Source organism: Flavobacterium aestuarii, from assembly GCF_040049115.1.
GTDB lineage: Bacteria > Bacteroidota > Bacteroidia > Flavobacteriales > Flavobacteriaceae > Flavobacterium > Flavobacterium aestuarii.
The window spans coordinates 20,049-41,097 of the sequence record NZ_JBDLZZ010000023.1 but is presented as its reverse complement, the minus strand read 5'-3'; the positions used below and the strand labels follow the sequence as shown (position 1 = coordinate 41,097).

Annotated in this window: 14 protein-coding genes; 12 read left to right on the top strand and 2 right to left on the bottom strand. The window is 30.8% G+C overall.

Annotated elements, in window-relative coordinates:
- Positions 1-1,200: a di-heme oxidoredictase family protein gene (locus ABEG11_RS17745; RefSeq protein ID WP_348825526.1), complete on the bottom strand. Its 1,200-nt coding sequence runs from the start codon at positions 1,198-1,200 to the stop codon at positions 1-3.
- Between the two features lie 296 nt (positions 1,201-1,496).
- Here ABEG11_RS17745 and ABEG11_RS17740 point away from each other — a divergent pair, with 296 nt between their 5' ends.
- From ABEG11_RS17740 to ABEG11_RS17715, 6 genes are all read left to right on the top strand, one after another.
- The gene (locus tag ABEG11_RS17740) at positions 1,497-1,823 is read left to right on the top strand and encodes a DUF6660 family protein (RefSeq protein WP_348825525.1); all 327 of its coding nucleotides are present in this window, start codon (positions 1,497-1,499) and stop codon (positions 1,821-1,823) included.
- 95 nt (positions 1,824-1,918) lie between these two features.
- Entirely contained in the window at positions 1,919-6,238 is a 4,320-nt protein-coding gene (locus ABEG11_RS17735; protein WP_348825524.1) for a CusA/CzcA family heavy metal efflux RND transporter, read from the top strand.
- A gap of 11 nt (positions 6,239-6,249) precedes the next feature.
- A complete protein-coding gene (locus tag ABEG11_RS17730) occupies positions 6,250-7,494 on the top strand; it encodes an efflux RND transporter periplasmic adaptor subunit (protein WP_348825523.1) in 1,245 nt (414 codons plus the stop codon).
- 10 nt (positions 7,495-7,504) lie between these two features.
- Positions 7,505-9,532 carry a heavy metal translocating P-type ATPase gene (locus tag ABEG11_RS17725; protein WP_348825522.1) on the top strand — a complete coding sequence of 676 codons (2,028 nt, stop codon included), beginning with the start codon at positions 7,505-7,507 and terminating at the stop codon, positions 9,530-9,532.
- 122 nt (positions 9,533-9,654) lie between these two features.
- On the top strand, positions 9,655-10,500 hold the full coding sequence (locus tag ABEG11_RS17720; protein WP_348825521.1) for a DUF3943 domain-containing protein: 846 nt from the start codon (positions 9,655-9,657) through the stop codon (positions 10,498-10,500).
- 183 nt (positions 10,501-10,683) lie between these two features.
- Entirely contained in the window at positions 10,684-12,171 is a 1,488-nt protein-coding gene (locus ABEG11_RS17715) for a hypothetical protein (protein ID WP_348825520.1), read from the top strand.
- Here the strand turns inward: ABEG11_RS17715 and ABEG11_RS17710 are convergent.
- Positions 12,148-12,312, bottom strand: a complete 165-nt coding sequence (locus tag ABEG11_RS17710) for a hypothetical protein (protein WP_348825519.1) — start codon at positions 12,310-12,312, stop codon at positions 12,148-12,150. The two genes, ABEG11_RS17715 and ABEG11_RS17710, sit on opposite strands and share 24 nt — an antisense overlap.
- 420 nt (positions 12,313-12,732) lie before the next feature.
- Here ABEG11_RS17710 and ABEG11_RS17705 point away from each other — a divergent pair, with 420 nt between their 5' ends.
- From ABEG11_RS17705 to ABEG11_RS17680, 6 genes are read left to right on the top strand one after another with little or no spacing between them, the layout of a single operon-like run.
- Positions 12,733-13,038 carry a helix-turn-helix domain-containing protein gene (locus ABEG11_RS17705; protein ID WP_348825518.1) on the top strand — a complete coding sequence of 102 codons (306 nt, stop codon included), beginning with the start codon at positions 12,733-12,735 and terminating at the stop codon, positions 13,036-13,038.
- Entirely contained in the window at positions 13,035-13,904 is an 870-nt protein-coding gene (locus ABEG11_RS17700) for a transcriptional regulator (protein ID WP_348825517.1), read from the top strand. Before ABEG11_RS17705 ends, ABEG11_RS17700 begins: the two co-directional genes overlap by 4 nt.
- The gene (locus ABEG11_RS17695; RefSeq protein ID WP_348825516.1) at positions 13,834-14,502 is read left to right on the top strand and encodes an AAA family ATPase; all 669 of its coding nucleotides are present in this window, start codon (positions 13,834-13,836) and stop codon (positions 14,500-14,502) included. Before ABEG11_RS17700 ends, ABEG11_RS17695 begins: the two co-directional genes overlap by 71 nt.
- Before the next feature lie 36 nt (positions 14,503-14,538).
- A complete protein-coding gene (locus ABEG11_RS17690) occupies positions 14,539-18,201 on the top strand; it encodes an nSTAND3 domain-containing NTPase (protein ID WP_348825515.1) in 3,663 nt (1,220 codons plus the stop codon).
- A gap of 30 nt (positions 18,202-18,231) precedes the next feature.
- Positions 18,232-20,109: an AAA family ATPase gene (locus tag ABEG11_RS17685; RefSeq protein ID WP_348825514.1), complete on the top strand. Its 1,878-nt coding sequence runs from the start codon at positions 18,232-18,234 to the stop codon at positions 20,107-20,109.
- Positions 20,102-21,049 carry a hypothetical protein gene (locus ABEG11_RS17680; RefSeq protein WP_348825513.1) on the top strand — a complete coding sequence of 316 codons (948 nt, stop codon included), beginning with the start codon at positions 20,102-20,104 and terminating at the stop codon, positions 21,047-21,049. The genes ABEG11_RS17685 and ABEG11_RS17680 overlap by 8 nt, the downstream gene beginning before the upstream one ends.

The window sequence follows — 21,049 nt, the reverse complement described above, 5'->3', positions numbered from 1 at the left end:
TTACAATGATTTTATAAATTTTAATACTGCATTTTTATCGGATTGTGAAAGATTTTCAAACGCATTTTTACTATTTTTTGCTTCACCGCCGTGCATAATTATTGCTTCTTCAATACTTCTTGCTCTTCCATCGTGCATTAGGAAATAATTCCCCCCTTGTGAGTTTTCAGAAAGACCAATTCCCCAAAGTGCAGGTGTTTTCCATTCAAAAGTTTTGGCACTCCCTTCTGTATAACTATCATCTAAACCTGTTCCCATATCGTGTAAAAGTAAATCGGTATAAGGTGCAAAGGTTTTGTTGGAAAGGGCTTTAATAGGCGAATATCCTGTCTTTAATTCAGATTTATGACAACCTGTACAATTGATTTGATTAAAAACAGTTGCACCCTGTTTTACAACAGCATCATTTGAATTGCGTTGCACAGGAGCTTTTAATGTTTGCAAATAAAAAACAACGTCATTTACGGTACTTGTAGCTACTTCAGGGTCAATTTCCAGATTGGTATAAGTATCAATAGGTCGGAATACGGATGTTATCCCCATATCTTGATTGTAGGCGTTTGCGGTTTGATGCAATAAACTATGAGCTGATGCTTTTTTACCATAACGACCTATATACTTCCCGTTTTGAGAAATTGCACTTGAAAGAGGTATTACAAAATCAGGGATATCTATCCAGTTTGGAATCCCTGAAATTCCATCACCATTACTATCATTAGGGTCTGTCATTGCTAAGATATCAGCATCAGTAACAAATTGGATGAATCCTAAACCAGTATTTGCGGGTGGCGTAAATTTTGAAAAAGTAGCTCCGGCAGGGATTTGTTCAGGAATGAATCCAGGTAACCCTCTGTTTTGTAATTGTGGTCCACCTTTGTGAAGAAATAAATTCCCTGTTTCATCAATTTGTCCAAAACGGATAAGTGTTGTAAAAGGATGTCCTTTACCGTCACCGGCGTGACAACTGATACAACTTGTCGCAACAAATGTAGGACCAAGTCCTGTTTCTCGAGTGAATACCTCATTAAATGCCTTGTCACCTTTTAAAAAACGAGCTAATTCTTCTTGTGTTAATCCTTGTACTGTTCCATCTAAAACTTTCTCGTCAGATGGGATATCCGTGTAGGTTGACTCACAGGATATTAAACCAACAAAAAGAAAACAAACCACAAAAAGCTTATTCAAAAATTTATTTTTCATTACTCTAAATATTATTTTTAGTCAAAACTAAATAAATATTTAGAACAGCGATATAAATATTAAAATATTTTAAAACGTAATTCTATTACATTTGTTAAATAATTAAATATCAAATGGCAAAAACACAAAAAATAAAAAAGAAAAAGATTGTAAAGAAAAAACCAATTACAGCATACGCTGTAATTCGTATTATAATGATAGCTCTAGTGTGCTTAATCTTGATATTAGGAATAGTGGCAAAGATTATGCACTATTTTAATGTTCATTTTAAATAATTATTTGCTACTTTTACAGCAGTGAAACTTACAAACATCATATTATCAATTGTTTTTCTAATACTTTCGTGTATGCCTTGTGCAGATATGGAAGTCAATAGTGCTACACATACTCAAACAGAGTTTGCATCAAACCACGAAAAACATTCTCACGATAAAGAAAAAGATTTGTGTTCGCCATTTTGTATTTGCAGTTGTTGTGGTTCGCAAATGGCAAGTTACTCTCAACCTGTAATTATTGACTTTCCAATTCGTTTGGAAGGAATCAAAACACAATTACCTACTTACAAATCAATTTTTTCTTCCAATTTCTACGGAAGTATTTGGCAACCGCCTCAAATAGCATAATGATGCCCGAGTAATTTCGGGTTAGAAAGTTGTGACCTTTTCACAAATAATGGCAAATATTCTATTTGCTGATTTCTAATTCATTATAATATTTTATGTTAGACAAAATCATACAATTTAGTATAAAGAACAAGTTCATTATACTCTTATTTACCCTTGCACTTATAGCTTGGGGAAGCTACTCTATTAAAAATTTACCGTTGGATGCCTTGCCGGATGTTACCAATAATCAGGTACAAATTATTACCACCGCACCAACATTGGCAAGTCAGGAAGTAGAACAATTAATTACTTATCCGCTTGAACAAGCAGTAAAAACTATTCCGAAAGTAATCGAATTACGCAGTATTTCTCGTTTTGGACTTTCTGTTGTAACGGTAGTCTTTAAAGATGATGTTGATATTTATTGGGCTCGCCAACAAATTTTTCAACGTTTGAAACAAGCAGAGGAAAACATTCCTAAATATGCTGGATCTCCCGAATTAGCACCTATTTCAACTGGTCTTGGAGAAATATATCAATATGATGTATATGCAAAAAAAGGCTATGAAGACAAATACGATGCTGTAAAACTGCGAACTATTCAGGATTGGATTATTATTCCACAATTACAAGGCGTTGAAGGTGTCGCCGAAGTAAGCACTTGGGGCGGAAAATTAAAGCAATATGAAGTGGCCATCAATCCAAATAAACTAAATAGTTTAGGAGTTACCATTACCGATATTTTTAATGCTTTAGAAAAAAACAATCAGAATACCGGTGGTGCTTACATTGAAAAAGATCAATATGCTTATTTCATTCGTGGCGTGGGTATGGCTACCGGCATCAAGGATTTAGAGAATGTTGTCGTAAGTAATAAAAATGGTTCGCCTATTCTAGTTCGAAATGTAGCTGAAGTGCGCGAAGGTGTAGCATTACGCTATGGTGCTTCTACAAAAGATGGTAAAGGAGAAATAGTTTGCGGATTAGCCTTGATGCTAAAAGGAGAAAATTCAAATGCTGTTGTTGACAGAGTCAAAGAAAAAATGATTCAGATTAACAAAAGCCTGCCTGAAGGCGTTGTTGCTGAAGCTTTTATTGACAGAGGAAAATTAGTAGATAATGCTATTGGAACAGTAACCAAAAATCTGCTTGAAGGGGCATTAATCGTAATTTTTGTATTGATCTTATTCCTGGGAAATCTTCGTGCCGGGTTAATTGTGGCTTCGGTTATTCCGTTGGCAATGCTTTTTGCCGTAATCCTGATGAATTATTTTGGTGTCAGCGGAAACCTGATGAGTTTAGGTGCCATAGATTTTGGAATTATTGTAGATGGTGCTGTAATCATTGTTGAAGCAACAATGCATCATTTACAAAAACTCAAAAGAAAAAAGGATTTAACTCAAGAAGAAATGGACAGCGAAGTATTTCAATCTGCTTCAAAAATCCGTAACAGTGCAACCTTTGGAGAAATTATTATCCTGATTGTGTATTTACCAATTCTTGCATTAGTTGGAACAGAAGGTAAAATGTTCAAACCAATGGCAATGACTGTAGGATTTGCTGTGATTGGAGCATTTATTTTATCATTAACCTATGTGCCAATGATGAGTGCAATGTTCTTATCAAAAAAGACTGAGCATAAAACCAATTTTAGTGATAGAATGATGGCTTGGTTCGAAGGAATATACACTCCCTTTTTAGAAAAAGCATTACGTTTAAAAAAAGCCGTTTTAGCAATCTCATTAGGATTATTTGTATTAGCAATAGTTATTTTTCAAAATATGGGTGGCGAATTCATTCCAACAATTGAGGAAGGAGATTTAGCTCTTAATGCTACAATTATGACAGGAAGTTCGCTTTCACAAATGGTAAAAACAACCACAGAATATGAAAAAATTCTAAAAGCAAAATTCCCCGAAATAAAAACCATAGTCGCAAAAATTGGTAGTGGTGAAATCCCAACCGATCCAATGCCTATTGAAAGTGCTGATTTAATTATCGTTCTAAAAGACAAAAGCGAGTGGACGGGCAAATATGACAATTGGGAAGATTTAGCCAATGCAATGAAAGAAGAAATGGAAGCCATTCCGGGTGCTAATATCGAAATTTCACAGCCTATTCAAATGCGATTCAACGAATTAATGACAGGAAGCCGAAGTGATATTGCCATTAAAATATTCGGGGATGATTTAGAGATATTGGATGCCAAAGCAAACGAATTGATTTCGAAAGTAAAAAGCATTGAAGGTATTGGAGATTTAAAAGCGGAAAAAGTAACAGGCTTACCGCAAATCACGGTGAAATACGATTACAATAAAATTGCCTTATATGGTTTAAATATTACAGATATTAACCAAATCATCCGTTCCTCATTTGCAGGAGAAAGTGCCGGTAAAATTTACGAACAAAGTAAAAGGTTTGACGTAGTGGTAAGAATGGATGCCAATAGCAGAACTGATATTACCGATGTGAGTAATCTATTTGTTCCTCTGCCAAACGGACAGCAAGTACCACTTTCACAAGTAGCAACCGTTTCTTATGAACAAGGTCCTGTACAGGTTTCTCGTGAAGATGGTAAACGCAGAATTACTGTTGGATTAAACGTTCGTGGTCGAGACATTAAAAGCGTTGTAGAAGAAATTCAACAAAAATTAGACAAGGATTTCAAGCTTCCGGCGGGTTATTATGTAACCTACGGTGGACAATTTGAAAACTTGATTGAAGCTTCCAAAAGACTTTCCATAGCTGTACCTATTGCGCTAGGCTTAATAATGGTTTTGCTGTTTTTTACTTTCAATAGTATGAAACAGGCAGGATTAATATTTTCTGCTATTCCGTTATCGGCTATTGGTGGTGTATTTGCACTGTGGATGCGGGGAATGCCTTTTAGTATTTCGGCAGGAATTGGATTTATAGCCTTGTTTGGAATCGCAGTACTGAACGGAATTGTATTGATTTCATATTTCAATCAACTTAAAACTGAAGGAATAACCGACCCATTACAAAGGGTTCTAATTGGTACAAAAACACGTTTACGCCCCGTTTTAATGACAGCTTCTGTAGCTTCTTTAGGATTTATGCCGATGGCATTATCGACAAGTGGCGGTGCAGAAGTCCAAAAACCATTGGCAACCGTAGTTATTGGCGGATTAATATCAGCCACATTACTAACATTAATCGTTTTACCTATTCTGTATTTACTATTTGAAAAAGGAATTAAAGGAAGAAAAAAAATGAAAACAACATTCGTTACCTCAATTATTTTATTGATAAGCAGTTTTTCTTTTGCTCAAAATGGTCAATCTATTTCACTGCAAAAAGCAATAGAAATGGCAAAAACCAATAACATTGATTTAAAAATTGCCGATAAAGAAATTGAAAAACAAACAGTGCTGAAAAAGACAGCATTTCAGGCTGACCCATTGCAGGTACAGTATCAGGGTGGGCAATTCAATAGTGCTGATTATGATCATAATGTTTCGGTACAACAATATTTCCCAATTGGAAGAATTACAAAAGCCAACCGACAATTACAGGAAGAATTAGTCAAATTATCCGAAAAGCGAAAAGCATTATCCGAATATGAAATTGAAAAAGCAGTAACACTCGCCTACTATCAATATTTATATGGTATTTCTATTCAAAAGCTAAATGCAGACTTATTAGCTATTTATTCTAAGTTTCTAAAGAATGCGGAACTGCGTTTTGAAACAGGCGAAAGTGGTAAAATTGAAGTAATCAGTGCCAAAGCAAAATCAAAAGAAATTGAGACCCAACAAGCTCAACTTGAATTTGACTTGGCCATTTATCAAAAGCAATTACAGTTTTTCATTCAAACCGAGGACAATATTGTGCCTGATAGTGCAACGCCAATGCAATTTTCAATTCAAAAGAATAAAAACCAATCAAAAGTAGAAACTTTGGTAACGGATTATTACACACAACAAATTTCGGTGTATCAAAAAGAAGCCAACACATTTAAAGCGTTGAAAACACCAAAATTAGGATTAGGTTATTTTGCACAAACAATTGATACTAAAGCCTATTTTCAAGGATTTACTACGGGTTTGCAAATTCCTTTATTTGGTGGTGTAAATTCAGCTAAAGCCAAAGCATCAGCTATTAGTATTTCACAATCTCAATTAGAATTAGACAAAAATAAATTGGCTTTGAATCTGAAAATGCAGGAATTGAAAAACGATTTTGAAAAACAGCAAAAAGCATTAGAATATTATCAAAAGGAAGGATTGCAATATGCAGAACAGATTATTACAACGGCTCAAAAAAGTTATGCCAATGGCGATATGAGTTATTGGTCCTACATCAGTTTTTTGAATCAGGCTATCGACATCAAAAAACAAAATGCTGAAGCTACCAATGCTTACAATCAAAGTGCTATTCAATTACAATATCCATCTATTTCTAAAAACTAAAATTTATTAAAATGAAAAATATAAAGATAAAAACAACACTCCTACTTCTTGCTTCTTGCTTCTTCTTTCTTACCTCTTGTGGTGATAAAAAAACCGAAGAAACCGGTCACGAAGAAGAAAAGTCAGAAAATGAAGTAGCATTAACTGCTGTCCAATATAAAACTGTTGGGATTCAAACAGGTTCTTTAGAAAACCGAAATCTTAATTTGGTGATAAAAGCCAACGGTTACACTACAGTTCCACCACAAAATATGGCAAACATTTCTACCTTGATTGGTGGAACGGTTAAAGATATTTTAGTTCTTGAAGGCACATATGTAAATAAAGGAAAAGTATTGGCAACCATTCAAAACTTAGATGTTGTTGAAATGCAGGAAGATTATAATTCGGCTGTTGCCAATATTGAATACCTGCAATTAGAATACAATCGTCAGAAAACATTAAGTGACGAAGATGTAAATCCTAGAAAAGTACTTCAGGAAGTAAAAGCAAAATTAGCTGTTGAAAGAGCGAGAGCAAAAGCATCAAAGAATAAATTACAAGCTTTAAATATGAGTACAAGCGGATCAAGCTTGGTGCCAATAGTTTCGCCAATATCAGGTTATGTTGGAAAAATCAGCATTGCCAAAGGAGCATTTGCTGAAACAGGAATAACGCTTTTTGAAGTGGTAGATAATAGCCAAATGCACTTGGATTTGAATGTCTATGAAAAAGATTTAGGCTCTATTGCTGTGGGGCAAACTATAGACTTTATTTTAACAAACCAAGGCAATAAATCCATTAAAGGAAAAATATTTGGCATCAATAAATCATTTTCTAACGAAAGTAAAACCGTGGCAGTTCACGCCAAAATCAATCCGGCTGATTCCAAAGATTTAATTTCCGGAATGTATGTTTCTGCCAATATCAATATTAAAAACGCTACCGTTCCTGCCCTGCCTAAAGATGCAGTAGTAAAAAATGGCGAGAAATACTTTGTCTATATTCAGGAAGAACACGAAGAGAAAGCTACGGCTAAAAAAGGTGAAGCTCACGAACACAAAGAAGGTGAAGCTCATTTTGAAGAAACTGCAGGCGAAGAAGAAGGACATAACGAAATTCATTTCAAAGCAATTGAAGTTATACCAGGAACAACCGATTTAGGTTATACCGAAGTGAAATTTGTTTCGGAGATTCCTGCTGATGCAAAAATTGTAATCAAAGGTGCATTTTATTTGCTTTCTGCTATGAAAGGTGGCGGAGAACACGAACATTAATAAAAATCAAATGACACATCAACATAAATACGATGCAAACGGCAAACAGCTTTGTTGCACACAGGAAGAAAAGATAAATAGCAAAACCGATAAACAAAGCGGTTGTTGCTCTACTCATAACGAGCCCAAAAATCATTCTGACGATGATGGTCACGACCACGAACATTCAGAGACAAATCAATCTGTCTTTCAAATGTTTCTTCCGGCAATTATAAGTTTTATATTGCTACTGATTGCTATTGGTTTTGATAACTATTTTGAGCAAACTTGGTTTACGGGTTGGCTTCGAATTGGTTGGTATATTGTAGCCTATATTCCTGTAGGTTTTCCTGTAATCAAAGAAGCTTTTGAAAGTATTCGCAATGGCGAAATATTCTCAGAGTTCCTATTAATGGGAATTGCAACCATTGGAGCATTTGCTATTGGCGAATATCCCGAAGGTGTGGCTGTTATGCTGTTTTATGCTATTGGAGAAATATTTCAAACACTAGCAGTTCAAAAAGCAAAAAAGAACATCAAATTATTATTAGATCAAAGACCTGATACGGCTACAGTAATTGAAAATGGAAACCCTATTTCTAAAAAAGCTTCTGAAATTACTATTGGAGAAATAATCCAATTACGCCCGGGAGAAAAATTAGCTCTCGATGGAAAATTGCTTTCCGATAATGCTTCCTTAAATACATCTGCTTTAACAGGGGAAAGCAAACCTGATACGAAACAAAAAGGAGAAACCGTTCTTGCCGGAATGATTAATCTAAATACAGTTGCTCAGGTAGAAGTTACAACAGCTTACACCGATAGTAAACTTTCAAAAATATTGGAAATGGTTCAGGAAGCTACTGCCAAGAAAGCACCTACCGAATTATTTATTCGAAAATTTGCTAAAATATACACGCCAATAGTGGTGTTTTTAGCAATTGCAATTTGTTTGCTACCAATGCTTTTTGTCGATGATTATGTATTTAGAGATTGGTTATACAGAGCATTAGTTTTCTTGGTTATTTCGTGTCCTTGTGCATTAGTAATATCAATTCCATTAGGCTATTTTGGTGGAATTGGTTCAGCGAGTAAAAACGGAATATTATTTAAAGGCTCAAGTTTTCTTGATATAATGGCATCTGTTCAGGTAGTCGTAATGGATAAAACAGGAACGCTGACCAAAGGCGTTTTCAAAGTTCAAAAAGTCGTAGCCGTTGGTGTCTCCGAAGCCGATTTGGTAAAATATACATCAGCTCTCGAAACCAAATCTACCCATCCTGTCGGAACTGCAATTATTGAATACGCAAAAGGTGCTGAAAAAAATGTAACCGTTACCGATGTGGAAGAAATTGCAGGACACGGACTAAAAGGAAAAGTAGATGGAAACGAAATCCTAGCAGGAAATGTAAAACTGATGAAGCAATTCAAAATCACTTATGATGTTGGAATTGACAATACACCGTTTACAATAATTGTTATCGCCATCAATCAAAAATATGCCGGCTATTTTCTAATTGCAGATGAAATCAAAGAAGATTCAAAAAGTGCTATTCAAAATTTACATAGTATAAATGTAAAAACGGTAATGCTTTCCGGTGACAAACAAGCCGTTGTTGATGCTGTTGCTAAAGAACTAAGTATTGATAAAGCTTATGGCGATTTGTTACCTGAAAACAAAGTCGAAAAAGTTGAGGAACTCAAATCCCAAAACTTAAAAATTGCTTTTGTTGGCGATGGCGTAAACGATGCCCCTGTAGTGGCTCTTGCAGATGCAGGAATTGCAATGGGTGGTTTAGGAAGTGATGCTACTATCGAAACTGCTGATATTGTCATTCAAAACGACCAGCCTTATAAAATATTCACAGCTATAAGCATCGGTAAAAAGACCAAGCAAATTGTTTATCAAAACATTGGTTTGGCTTTTGTCGTAAAAGCAATCGTTTTGGTTCTTGGTGCCGGAGGATTAGCCACAATGTGGGAAGCCGTTTTTGCTGACGTTGGAGTGGCTTTATTAGCCATTCTAAACGCAATTAGAATTCAGAGAATGAAGTTTTAAAACTTTTATGACTTACAATTAATCTCTTTCCTGCTTAAATAATCATAGTTTAAGCAGGAAATTTTTGATTGAAAACACAAAATATTAACACAGATTTTTTCACAACACTAGTGATTCAAACAATGAAAAAAAATATTTACAGCTTACTTTTTACATTCTTAGGAATAACAATGTTTGCTCAACAATTGAAAATAAATAATAACAATCAATTACTATCAGACACATCTTCATTCCCTTTTAATTCTAGTAATGAGATATTGGAAAGTGCCGATACTTCGGTTAAAATTAGTACCAAAGAAAATAATAAAACTTTACAAATTAATGACACTATTGTATATCCGCCTTTAACAAGAGACTATAGAAAATTAGGCTATAATACCGCTATTGTTTTTGGAACTACTATTGTAGCTTATGGAATTTTATGGTCACTTCCCGAAAGCTTCACACAATGGGACAAAGAAGAAATGAGAAAAAATGGTATTGGAGCTAAATGGAAAGAAAACGTTAAAGCAGGTCCGGTAATAGACGAAGATAATTTCTTTCTAAACTATGTAATGCATCCTTATTTCGGAGGTGTATATTATATGACAGCCAGAAGCAACGGCTTCAATATCTTCGAATCTTTTACCTATTCAGCTTTAATGTCAACATTTTTTTGGGAATATGGAGTTGAAGCTTTTGCAGAAGTTCCTTCTGTTCAGGATTTAATAGTTACACCTGTCTTGGGTTCGGTAGTCGGAGAAGGATTTTTCTATGCCAAGAAAACTATTCTTAAAAATAATTCGAAAGTTTTAAATTCAAGATTTTTAGGCAAAACCTCTTTATTTTTGATGGATCCGCTCAATACTATTCTTGACGGTTGTGGTTACAAGCAAAAAGTAAAAACACAACTCAATATTGCTCCAGTAGGATTCAACCCATATACCAAAAATACGACTCTTGGTATATCTTTTTTAGCTAGTTTTTAATCATTAGAACTTTAAAAATATTAAACTAAATATTTAATTTTCTATATTCATTATAACATACAGTTGATTATTTTCAATATAATCAACTGTATTTTTTTAACAAGATTTAGTTTATTAATTATATAATTTCGTCATAATATTGATAATTTTAGTACGTTAATAATTACGCCTTTGATAAATATTATGAAGCCAAAATACATTCTAGAAAACTACGATAGGATACTAAAAGAAATCAAAAATCCAAAGATTATTTTTAGTAATGATTTAATGCCTTTTCTAGAAAATTTTACGTTCAAAAGTTTTCTTATTTATCAAATAGATTTTATTAAACACTATACAATAACAAAATATATTGTAAAAAAACCAATTCACAATCTACATCCAAAAATTGCAAAACTAAATTTCAGGAAAGCTAATATTACTTCTGAATTTGAACCTTTTATACCAAAAATAGTAAAGGAATTAAATATCCCGGAAGACCAAGTTAGTTTACGTTACTGTTCCAAAAACAAGAATACTTTATATCTTTTGCAAAAATGTGAAATCGAAGATTTATCTCAGGAAAAACGTTTCTTTTTATACTGTTATCATTCACTCAAAAATGAAAATCAAAAAATCAAAAAGTTAAATAAAGAACGTGTTTACAAATTAAAATCCAGAGAACGGATTGAACAGCACATTCATAGAAAACAATATGCGCTTGAAAATTTAGCAAATCGATTAATCAAGGAAATAAACCCACAAAATTCATCTGATCTTTATCAATTTTCAAATAATTATGATAAAATAGATTGTCTGAAAATCACCTATATCTATTTGGAAAAATTACTCCGTTTCATTGAAAAAGAATACCGTAATTATCTCAACTTAAATATTAAAATTCCAAATAGATCAGCCTTAGTCAAAGAATTTGAAATTACCAAAAAATTTAAGAAAGTAAAATTACAATTGTTAGGAAGTGATATCAATAACAATTTATTGAAATTAGCATACGAACCTCTACAAAAAATTGCAACTAAAAACATTCAGGAAAAATTAACATACTACGAATTCAATTATTGTTCAGGATTTATAATGACATTTTACAAACAGATTAATTTTTCTGATATGTCTGAAGAAACTATCAAAGAATTTCTTTTTGACATAAATTTCAATTCATTACAGTTTTTTAAATACTTAACTAATGAAATTTTAGAAGAATTAGAAACTCAGGACGACGATATCAAAAAAATAGATGCTCTATACCGGTTTCTCAAAAATTACAATCAAAAGCAAAGCAGAAATATACTAAAATACAAAACAAACTTGCCCTCATTAAAAGAACAGATTATAAGTTGGATTGAAGAAGAAATTGAATATCTAAATCGAAAAATAAAACTCGAAGTCAAACATTTTCCAAACATTTCCAGCAATGAAGAAAAAACCAAACTCTTGACAGGTTTATCAGTATCACAGCTAAGCTGTTTTTTCGGATTATTAATGGAAACAGGAATTATAAAACACAAAAACCAAACAGATGTTTTTCGGTTTATTTCAGAAAACTTCAAAACTGCCAACACCGAAAGAATTTCTGTTGATAGTATAAAAGTAAAATATTATAATGTCGAAAATACTACTAAAAACGTACTTCGGGAAAAAATAATCGAATTACTCGGGCTCACGAAGTACTAAAACTTCTCGCATCATTCTCCACCCAAAACCAGCCATTCCAAGTAATGTTTCATCTTCAATCTGCAATAATGTGATAAGATTGGGGATTTTATGCAATTCCATAAAATGTTGTAATTCGGGACTAATTATTGTTTCTTTCATTATACTATCTTTTTAAAGCATACAAAAAATCCCATTTGGTATTGGTACAAAACAACAGCGTGGGACATCGATCACCAGCCAAAGAGGTACGACCAAGCACCTACAGCTCCGATAAACCGAGCCCACGCATAGCGTAGGCGAACAGTTTATTTGTAGAGCTGATTTTGAAATTTGGTCGTTTTCTTTGGCTCGAAATAACTTTCGCAATATATATTTATAGGGCTTGCCCTATTTTGTATTCATTAAGCAAATTTAGTCATAAATGTATTAAAATAGTATCCTATAACACATAAATAAAAAACTTTTTTACTGTGATTGCCTTATTTTGTTGAGGTTTGTTGGGGGTTCCGTAACCCCCGTAACTGTTTTGGTATTACTTAATTATTTCTCTTTGTCCGAAATATTTAAAACCACAACACTATGGCAATCGAAGTTATCACTCGCGAAGATCTAAACGAATTCCGCGCACTCCTGCTCGCTGATTTAAGCGAAATGCTCAATTCAAAACCACAACAGCAAAAACAATGGCTCAAATCCAATGAAGTCAGAAAACTGTTAAACATTTCTCCGGGTACTTTACAAAACCTTCGGGTAAACGGCACAATAACCTATACCAAAATTGGCGGTATCATATATTATGCAACTGCTGATTTAGATAAACTATTAGAATCCAATAAAGTCGAAGCTTCAGTGACTTTATTCAATCCTAAATGGCTAGTGAGATGAATTATATAAAACATCTCACAGGATTTTTTGAGAAAGTAGCAATAGACAAAACACTCAATCCAACCCACGTAAGTTTGTATATAGCACTCTTCCAATTTTGGAATTGCAACCGCTTCAAAAATCCAATTAGTATTTCACGTGATGAGGTAATGCGGATAAGTAAAATCAGTTCCAAAGCAACCTATCACAAATGCCTTAAAAACTTGCATTCTCTAGGGTATATCAACTATGAGCCATCCTATAATCCATTCAAAGGAAGCCACGTTTACCTATTCAATTTTTCAGATGATTTAAAGCCAATTCCAAAAAACGAAAAAACAACAATACCAAAAAACGAACCTGCTTTTGAACTAGTCAATGAACAAGTAGTGAACAAGCTTTGTACAGCTAGTGATACAAGTAATCAGACAGGTACTGAACAAGCACTAGTATCTTATATAAACAATACAAACATACCAAACATTTCAAACGATTTAAAGATTGTAAACTTGGACGAGCAAGCAAAAAAAATTGAAATCGACGATGAATTTTTAAAAATTGTTGGTACTGAAGAAAAAGAAAAAAGTTCCGCCAAAAAAGAAAAAGAGTTTCTTGTCACTTCGAGCGCAGTCGAGAAGCCAACAATCGAAAATGTCAAAGCTTATTTTCTCGAACAACACTTTCCGGATATTGAAGCTATTAAGTTTTTCAATTACTTCTCCAGCAACGGTTGGTTAGTCGGAGGTAAAACACCGATGGTCGATTGGCAGGCATCGGCACAAAATTGGATATTAAACGCACCCAAATTCATTTCAAATGAACAACAATCCAACAGAGCAAAACAACTCAATACAGGAACAGACAAAGACTATTCCGAGCCATTATAGCTACACTGAAATAATACTTTGGCTTGAAAAGAAAGGAATTGAATTATACGGCAATCATTTCAAAATTCTTGAAAGCGATTATCCAATAATTTACAAACTCATTGCCTATTTTCTCAAAGACGAAGCAACTTGCTTTCAATACAGCATTAATCTCAACAAAGGAATTTTACTTTCGGGTCCAGTAGGCTGTGGCAAAACATCACTAATGAATTTAATGAAGCACCTCACTGCTACCGAACACAAATTTTTAGTAAAACCCTGCCGGGACATTAGTTTTGAATTTATTCAGGATGGTTACCAAATCATTCACAAATACAGCAAGGGAAAACTCTATGAATCCGAACCCAAAACAATATGCTTTGATGATTTAGGAACAGAAAACAACCTGAAATATTACGGAAACGAATGCAACGTAATGGCAGAAATTCTATTAAGTCGGTATGATATTTTCACAGCTAAAAAAATCCAAACGCATATAACCACAAATCTTTCGGCTACTGAAATTGAAACCCATTATGGGAACCGTGTAAGAAGCCGATTGAGGGAAATGCTCAATTTGATTGGGTTTGAAAGAGATATAAATGATAAAAGGAAATAGATATTAATAGTTATTTTTGTAATCTAAATCATTATAATGATAACAAGTATAGAACAAGCACTATTAAGTTGCAATCCAGATAAATTTGCCAATATTTGTAGATTATACCTCGGTTATAGATATCCGATCGTAAATCCTACTGGTTTAGTTGTAGGAAAAGAAAAGTCAAAGAAAGGAACTCCCGATAATTTTATTTCGGATAATGATTCTTATATATTTAGTGAAATTACTACCATTGATAAAAATCAATTAGTTCCGAAATTAAAAAAGGATATTGAACATTGTTTTAATCAAAGTGATATTTCTTCAGACAAAATAATTAGAATTATCTTAATCTGCAATCAAGAAATTACAACGAAAATTCAAGAGGAACTGAATGATCACAAAAACTCAATCAATAAATTTACTAAGCTAGAAGTAATTGGCATAGATGCTTTTGCAACTATTATTTTTAGAGATTTTCCTTCTTTAGCCAAAGAACTGGGATTGACTATAGATACAGGTCAAATTTTAGAAATGAGCGAGTTCATAATTCAGTATGAAAAATCAAAATTTGCGACACCTTTATCAAATGTATTTTTTAACAGAGAAACGGAATTAGACAAAAGCATAGAACTGTTAAATAAATATGACTTTTTACTAATTACCGGGCAAGCAGGTGTTGGTAAAACCAAATTTTCAATTCAGTTAGTTACAAATTATTTGAAAAGTAATCCAGGATATATTGTAAAATATATTAGAAACAATAATCAATTAATTTGGGATGATCTAAAAGTGCAAATCACAAAAAATAACAAATATATAATTGTTGTTGATGATGCTAATAAACTCAAAAGTAATTTAACATCAATTATAAATTTTAAAAATGAATTCAATTATGATGGCATTAAAATAATAATGACTGTTAGAAATTATTTGAAACAAGAAATAGAATATCAACTTAAGGAAAATGGTTTAATTGAATTAATGAATTTTGAGAAGTCAGAATTGGCAAAAATTTTGCAATCTCCTGAATTTAAAATTACTGATTATTACACAGACAGAATATATTCCATATCAAAAGGAAACCCAAGAATTGCCTTAATGGGAGCTATTGCCGGAAAAAATAATGAAATCGAAAAACTTACAAAAGCATCTCTAATATTAGAAGAGTATTTTTCTTCTGCTAACAATAGTATAAAAGATGATTTAGTTTTATTAAAGACTGCTGGAATACTAACGCTTTTTAGAACCATTGATATTTCTAATTCAGGTGTAATTGATGAAATTTCAAAGCATTTTGATATTAACAAAAATAAATTAATAGAGAAATTAAGCTTATTAGTAAAAAATGAAATTGCTGATGAATACAAAAACACGTATAAAATTGCTGACCAAATTCTTGGAGAATATATTTTCTATTTAATTTTTATTAAAGAACAACATATTCCATTCAAACAATTATTGGATTTACATTTTGACGACCGTAAAATTTCATTAATGAATCTTTTAAATCCAATAATTAGTAACTATGGTTTTTATGAAATAAAAGATTTGATATTGTATGATGTGAATCAAAAATGGAATTCTATCCAAGAAGACCGCGATAAATCAATAAAATTTTTAGAAAGCTTTTGGTTTTATTTAGAAACTGAAACAATACTATTCATAAACAAAATTATAAGTTCAGAAACGGCTTTTGAAATAGATACTCTTAAGTTTGAAATTTACAAAGACAATTCTATTGAATCGTATGATGATAAAATAATTGATCTTTTAGTAAACTTCCAAAGCCTTCCAGATAAATTTGAAGTGGCTTTAGCTTTATTATTAAAGTATGGATTATCAAGTCAACTGCTATTTACAAAAGTCCTAAAAGTTTTCACACAATCATTTACATATAAAAGATTTAGTTATGAATATGGTTATAAAATTCAAATAAAACTTTTTGAGTTTTTATATTCAAAGGTTAATGAAAATAGCCTTTTTTATTCCAAAATCATTCTATTTATTGCAAATAAATATTTAATTGATAGTTATCAGTGTCATTATGGTGGAAACGGAAGACAATTCTATTTTAGTCAAGAATATATTATACTAACTGAAGAACAAAAGAATTTTAGAACTAAACTTTTTGAGTTCATTTTTGAGTGCTATAAAAATGTAGAATTGAAAGATAGTGTATATGATTTCTTTGATAAGCATCGGTATTCACATCTTCATCAAAATGAGAAAAGAATAATAAATTTTGATAAAAAACTAATACTTCCTTTTTTTGAAAAAAATTTTAACAATGGAGAATTTAGAGAATCTTCAATTGTACATAATTATATAAGGAAACTTGGTTATTTAAAAATTAAGGTAAAGAAAGAGGTTAAAAATCTTATTAGCTCAAAAGAATTTAAATTATGGTTATTGTTAGACGAAAAGTTTGACAGAAATGAAAAGATAATTAATAATTTTTCAGATTATACTTTTGATGATTACATTGATCTAATGCATTCCTTGAATATAATTTTCGAGAATAAGAGTGGTAATTATTCTTGTTTTGAAACAATAACTAGTCCTGTTTCAGACATATTTAAAAATCTCGCTAAAAAAGATTTTAATCTGTTTATTAAAGTATTGAAAAATGTGTTCGAGTATGAATATTCAAAAAATCTATATTTTAGAGTAATAATATCAAATATCAATTTTGATAAAGATAAAGTCGAAAAATTAAAATTAGTATTTAAAAAAAGTAGAAATAGTGATATTAATTTAATGGAACTCTTTATAAGAATTCCAAAAGAATATTTAGAAATAGAACACTATAATTCAATTGTGGATATAATACAAAAAGATGATTTCAAAAATATTTGGTTTATAGATCATCTTATAAAAAGGATTTCTGATTTAGAATTGAATATTGAAATTGAAATTGAGAAGTTACTCAATATAATAATTTTAAAAACTGAATTAAATGATAATCTGTTTATGTATGGTGATTTTTTCGAAATCGTTAATGACCAGTATCAATCATCTTTCATAAAAAACTTAAAAAAACTTGAAAAGGTTTATTTGTATTTAGATAATGCAGGAAGGCATTTTGATTATGATTTGAAAGTATTAAAGATGATTTTATCTCAAAACCCCAATTTTATAATTGATTTATTGAAATATAATTTTGACGATAAAGATTATTTGTCTAGAAGAGATTTTGATGAAAATGACTTCAAAAAACTTTGGGATTTGGATAATTATGAAATTGTTTTTGAAAATATGATTAATTATTTAGTAAATTTTAAAAGTGTTTTTCTTCATCGAGCTTCAGAATTTTCAAGTGCATTTAGAGGAAATAGCCAAAAAGAAATTGATTTTTTGCATAATCAATTGGTGAATACTGAAAATAAGAAAATGATTGAATTGATATTCAATATCATTAGTAGTATCTACAGAGATAAAATGTTAGATTTTCTCAAAATAATTTTAGATAAAGACTGTGATGCAGAACTTTTCAAAAGACTCGATTTTTATGTTTCTGCCGGAGTTACAATGGGAAGTAGGTTGCCAAATATGCAATTTGAATTGTCCCAATTAGAAAAAGTGAGAGATTTTCTTGTAGAACAAAATAACATAAACTACTACGAATTTATAGAAATCATTAATCGAAATATTATGTATTCGAAAATGAGTATTGAAAGCGAAAGAAAAAGTGAATTCGTTAGTGAATGGGATTAATTAATATTTTTTAAAAGTAATTATAGTAAAATGAAACTAGTAGCAATTTGGGTTGAAGATTTTATGAAAATTAAAAATCAAGGTTTCAATTTTGGAGGTAGAAATACTTACTCCTTCAATTTTGACCAAGAGAAAAGAATTTTAAATATTAATGCTCACGATACAACTGACTATTACAACTTATTTGGTACTTCTGAAATAAGAAATATTTCTGGAATAATAGGTATAAATGGCTCTGGAAAAAGCTCTTTATTAAAATTAATAAATGTAATTAATGCTGAAAAACCATTAGTGAATAATGTCATTCTTATTTTTGAAAATGAACAAAAAAACGAGTTTGAAATAATTGATTATGTTAGTACCTTTTTTAGTTTTGGAAAAAAACAAGCATTAAATATTTTACTACCTAAGAAAGGAATATTCTCTGAAGAAAATAAAAAAATAATCCAAAAGAAAAACATAAACCCTTTCAAAGAAATTGACTTAATTTTTTATTCAAATTTAAGTTCAAACCAAAACGTAAACTACTTAGGATTAGACAATCCTTTAGACCGTTCAGTTGATTATCAGTTGCGTCAATCACTTTCCCCTAATAAGGTATCTGAATATTTAAAAGATTACAATAAGAAGAAGGAAGGTGAAAAAACGTATTTACTTTTAGAAGAAAGCTTTAATTTACAGTCTATATATCAAAATGAAAGATTAGAAAGAATGGTCAATTTTCTTTCTGATAGTATTGAAAATCAATTTTCAATTATAGGAGATATTAAGTTTCCAGAAAAAATAACAATATGGTTCAATGAAAATATTTTTCCTGAGACAATTAAATTGATAGAAAAATCTGAGTATGATTTTAATAGATTAGTAGAAATATCTAAGCATTGTTTTAAATTATATAACGAAGAAGGAAACTTTAAAGAAAAATTAAAAAAAGGAGTTATATTCCATTATTTATTTTTCGCTTTTTATAATGATTTTTTTAAACGAACTGGTAAACTTGGATATGTAGAGAATTTATCAGTATTTGTTAAATCACTTCCTTTAGATGGTAATATTTTTAACTCAATATTTGGATTTTTAATTTCTCACAAAAGTGAGAAACAAAATTATGAGATTGATAAAATAAATGACTTATTAAAGAATTTAAATGTTTTACTTGAAAATATTGAAATATCAGAATCTAAAGAGTTTTTTGGTAATGGAAATTTTGAGCTTTCAATAAACGAGTATTTATGGAACTTTTTAAAAGAAATACTTTTAATAACTGATTTCAAATCAGAAGCTGTAATAAATTACAGTATTACACCATTTAGTTCAGGTGAAGATGCAATCTTATATCAATTATCAGAATTTCACGAAGCATTTAAGCATTCGAATAAGGAGAATATAATTATAAGTATTGATGAAGGAGAATTATATTTACATCCAGAGTGGCAGAGAAAATATATTAATACCATATATCAATTCTTTCAACATTATGGTAAGAAATATGATAAAAAAATCCAAATAATTATTACCTCTCATTCTCCTTTTATAGTTTCAGATATTCCAAAACACAATTTGATATTTTTAAAAAAAGATGAAAAAGGAAATTGTAAAGTATCTAACTCTGAAAACCATTTGCCAACTATGGGAGGTAATATTTTTGAACTTTTCAATGATGGATTCTATGTTAAGGAATTTATTAGTGAGTTTGCTTTTGATAAAATTAATGAAGCTATAAAGTGGTTAAATGATGAAAAATCCGAGTTTAACGATATTCTTGAAGTTGAAAATTTTAATAAACTAATAGGTGAATCTTTAATTAGAGACGAAATTCAAAAAATGATTGATTTCAAAAAAATGAAAAATTTTGATGAATTTTTCGAGCTTATTAAAACCAATAAATCTAGTACAAAAAATGATTAGTGTACATTACTCAAATTACAAATCTTTTTTAGAAACTCATTCAGAATCTATTCTAGACTATTGTAACACAACTGCTAAAAAATATAGTACTAAAAAAATAGATAGTTTGATAAAAAACTATTTTAATGGATTTATAAGTGATTTTGAGGATTTGTTAAAAGCTAGTCCTGAAAAATTATATGAAATTAAAACTTATTTTGACTCACTGCCTTTAGCAGACAGAGAACAAATCAACAAAAATTTTGACCTCGAAACGCTGTATGATTATTTTATTAAAGGAATTTACGAAAATAAAAAACTCGACACTAAATATTCATCTTCGTATTTAGCCGATAACTTAGACATCTTCACTTGTCCATATTGTAATGAAAATTTTACGTATTCATTTAGATACAAAGTAGGTGTCAATCCTGTTAGAAGAACATTTGATTGGGATCATATCTACTCCAAAACGGATTATCCTTTTTTAGCCATTTCATTCTTTAATTTAATTCCTTGTTGTAAAGTCTGTAATTTTATTAAATTAGATCAAAATATAGATTTTTTTAATCCCCATCAAAACATAAACGTTAATGATTCCTATTTTTTTCTACTAAATCCGACAGGAGCTGGTTTTATTACAGATACTAGTAAATTAGAATTAAATCTAGTTCTAATTAAAACTAAATATAAAGATGAATTTAAAAATTCTATTTCAACAATAGGTTTACTTGATAGATATAGAACCCATAAAGAGATAATAAAAGACATTCTCAATAAACAAAGAATGTATCCATTGAGATATATAAATGCTATTAGTAATCAATTACCTCTTAGTAAAAGTCCTTCATTAAGTCAATTAAGGACTACTCTTTATGGAACGAATTTCAACCATCAATATTATTATAAAAGACCTTTTTCGAAGCTAACTTTTGATATTTTAAACTATACAAAACCATAA

What these genes read in the sequence shown, in the direction of transcription:
- ABEG11_RS17745 (WP_348825526.1), bottom strand. Translation starts at nt 1,200, where the DNA reads ATGAAAAATAAATTTTTGAATAAGCTTTTTGTGGTTTGTTTTCTTTTT.
- ABEG11_RS17735 (WP_348825524.1), top strand. Translation starts at nt 1,919, where the DNA reads ATGTTAGACAAAATCATACAATTTAGTATAAAGAACAAGTTCATTATA.
- ABEG11_RS17730 (WP_348825523.1), top strand. Translation starts at nt 6,250, where the DNA reads ATGAAAAATATAAAGATAAAAACAACACTCCTACTTCTTGCTTCTTGC.
- ABEG11_RS17725 (WP_348825522.1), top strand. Translation starts at nt 7,505, where the DNA reads ATGACACATCAACATAAATACGATGCAAACGGCAAACAGCTTTGTTGC.
- ABEG11_RS17720 (WP_348825521.1), top strand. Translation starts at nt 9,655, where the DNA reads ATGAAAAAAAATATTTACAGCTTACTTTTTACATTCTTAGGAATAACA.
- ABEG11_RS17715 (WP_348825520.1), top strand. Translation starts at nt 10,684, where the DNA reads ATGAAGCCAAAATACATTCTAGAAAACTACGATAGGATACTAAAAGAA.
- ABEG11_RS17710 (WP_348825519.1), bottom strand. Translation starts at nt 12,312, where the DNA reads ATGAAAGAAACAATAATTAGTCCCGAATTACAACATTTTATGGAATTG.
- ABEG11_RS17705 (WP_348825518.1), top strand. Translation starts at nt 12,733, where the DNA reads ATGGCAATCGAAGTTATCACTCGCGAAGATCTAAACGAATTCCGCGCA.
- ABEG11_RS17700 (WP_348825517.1), top strand. Translation starts at nt 13,035, where the DNA reads ATGAATTATATAAAACATCTCACAGGATTTTTTGAGAAAGTAGCAATA.
- ABEG11_RS17695 (WP_348825516.1), top strand. Translation starts at nt 13,834, where the DNA reads ATGAACAACAATCCAACAGAGCAAAACAACTCAATACAGGAACAGACA.
- ABEG11_RS17690 (WP_348825515.1), top strand. Translation starts at nt 14,539, where the DNA reads ATGATAACAAGTATAGAACAAGCACTATTAAGTTGCAATCCAGATAAA.
- ABEG11_RS17685 (WP_348825514.1), top strand. Translation starts at nt 18,232, where the DNA reads ATGAAACTAGTAGCAATTTGGGTTGAAGATTTTATGAAAATTAAAAAT.
- ABEG11_RS17680 (WP_348825513.1), top strand. Translation starts at nt 20,102, where the DNA reads ATGATTAGTGTACATTACTCAAATTACAAATCTTTTTTAGAAACTCAT.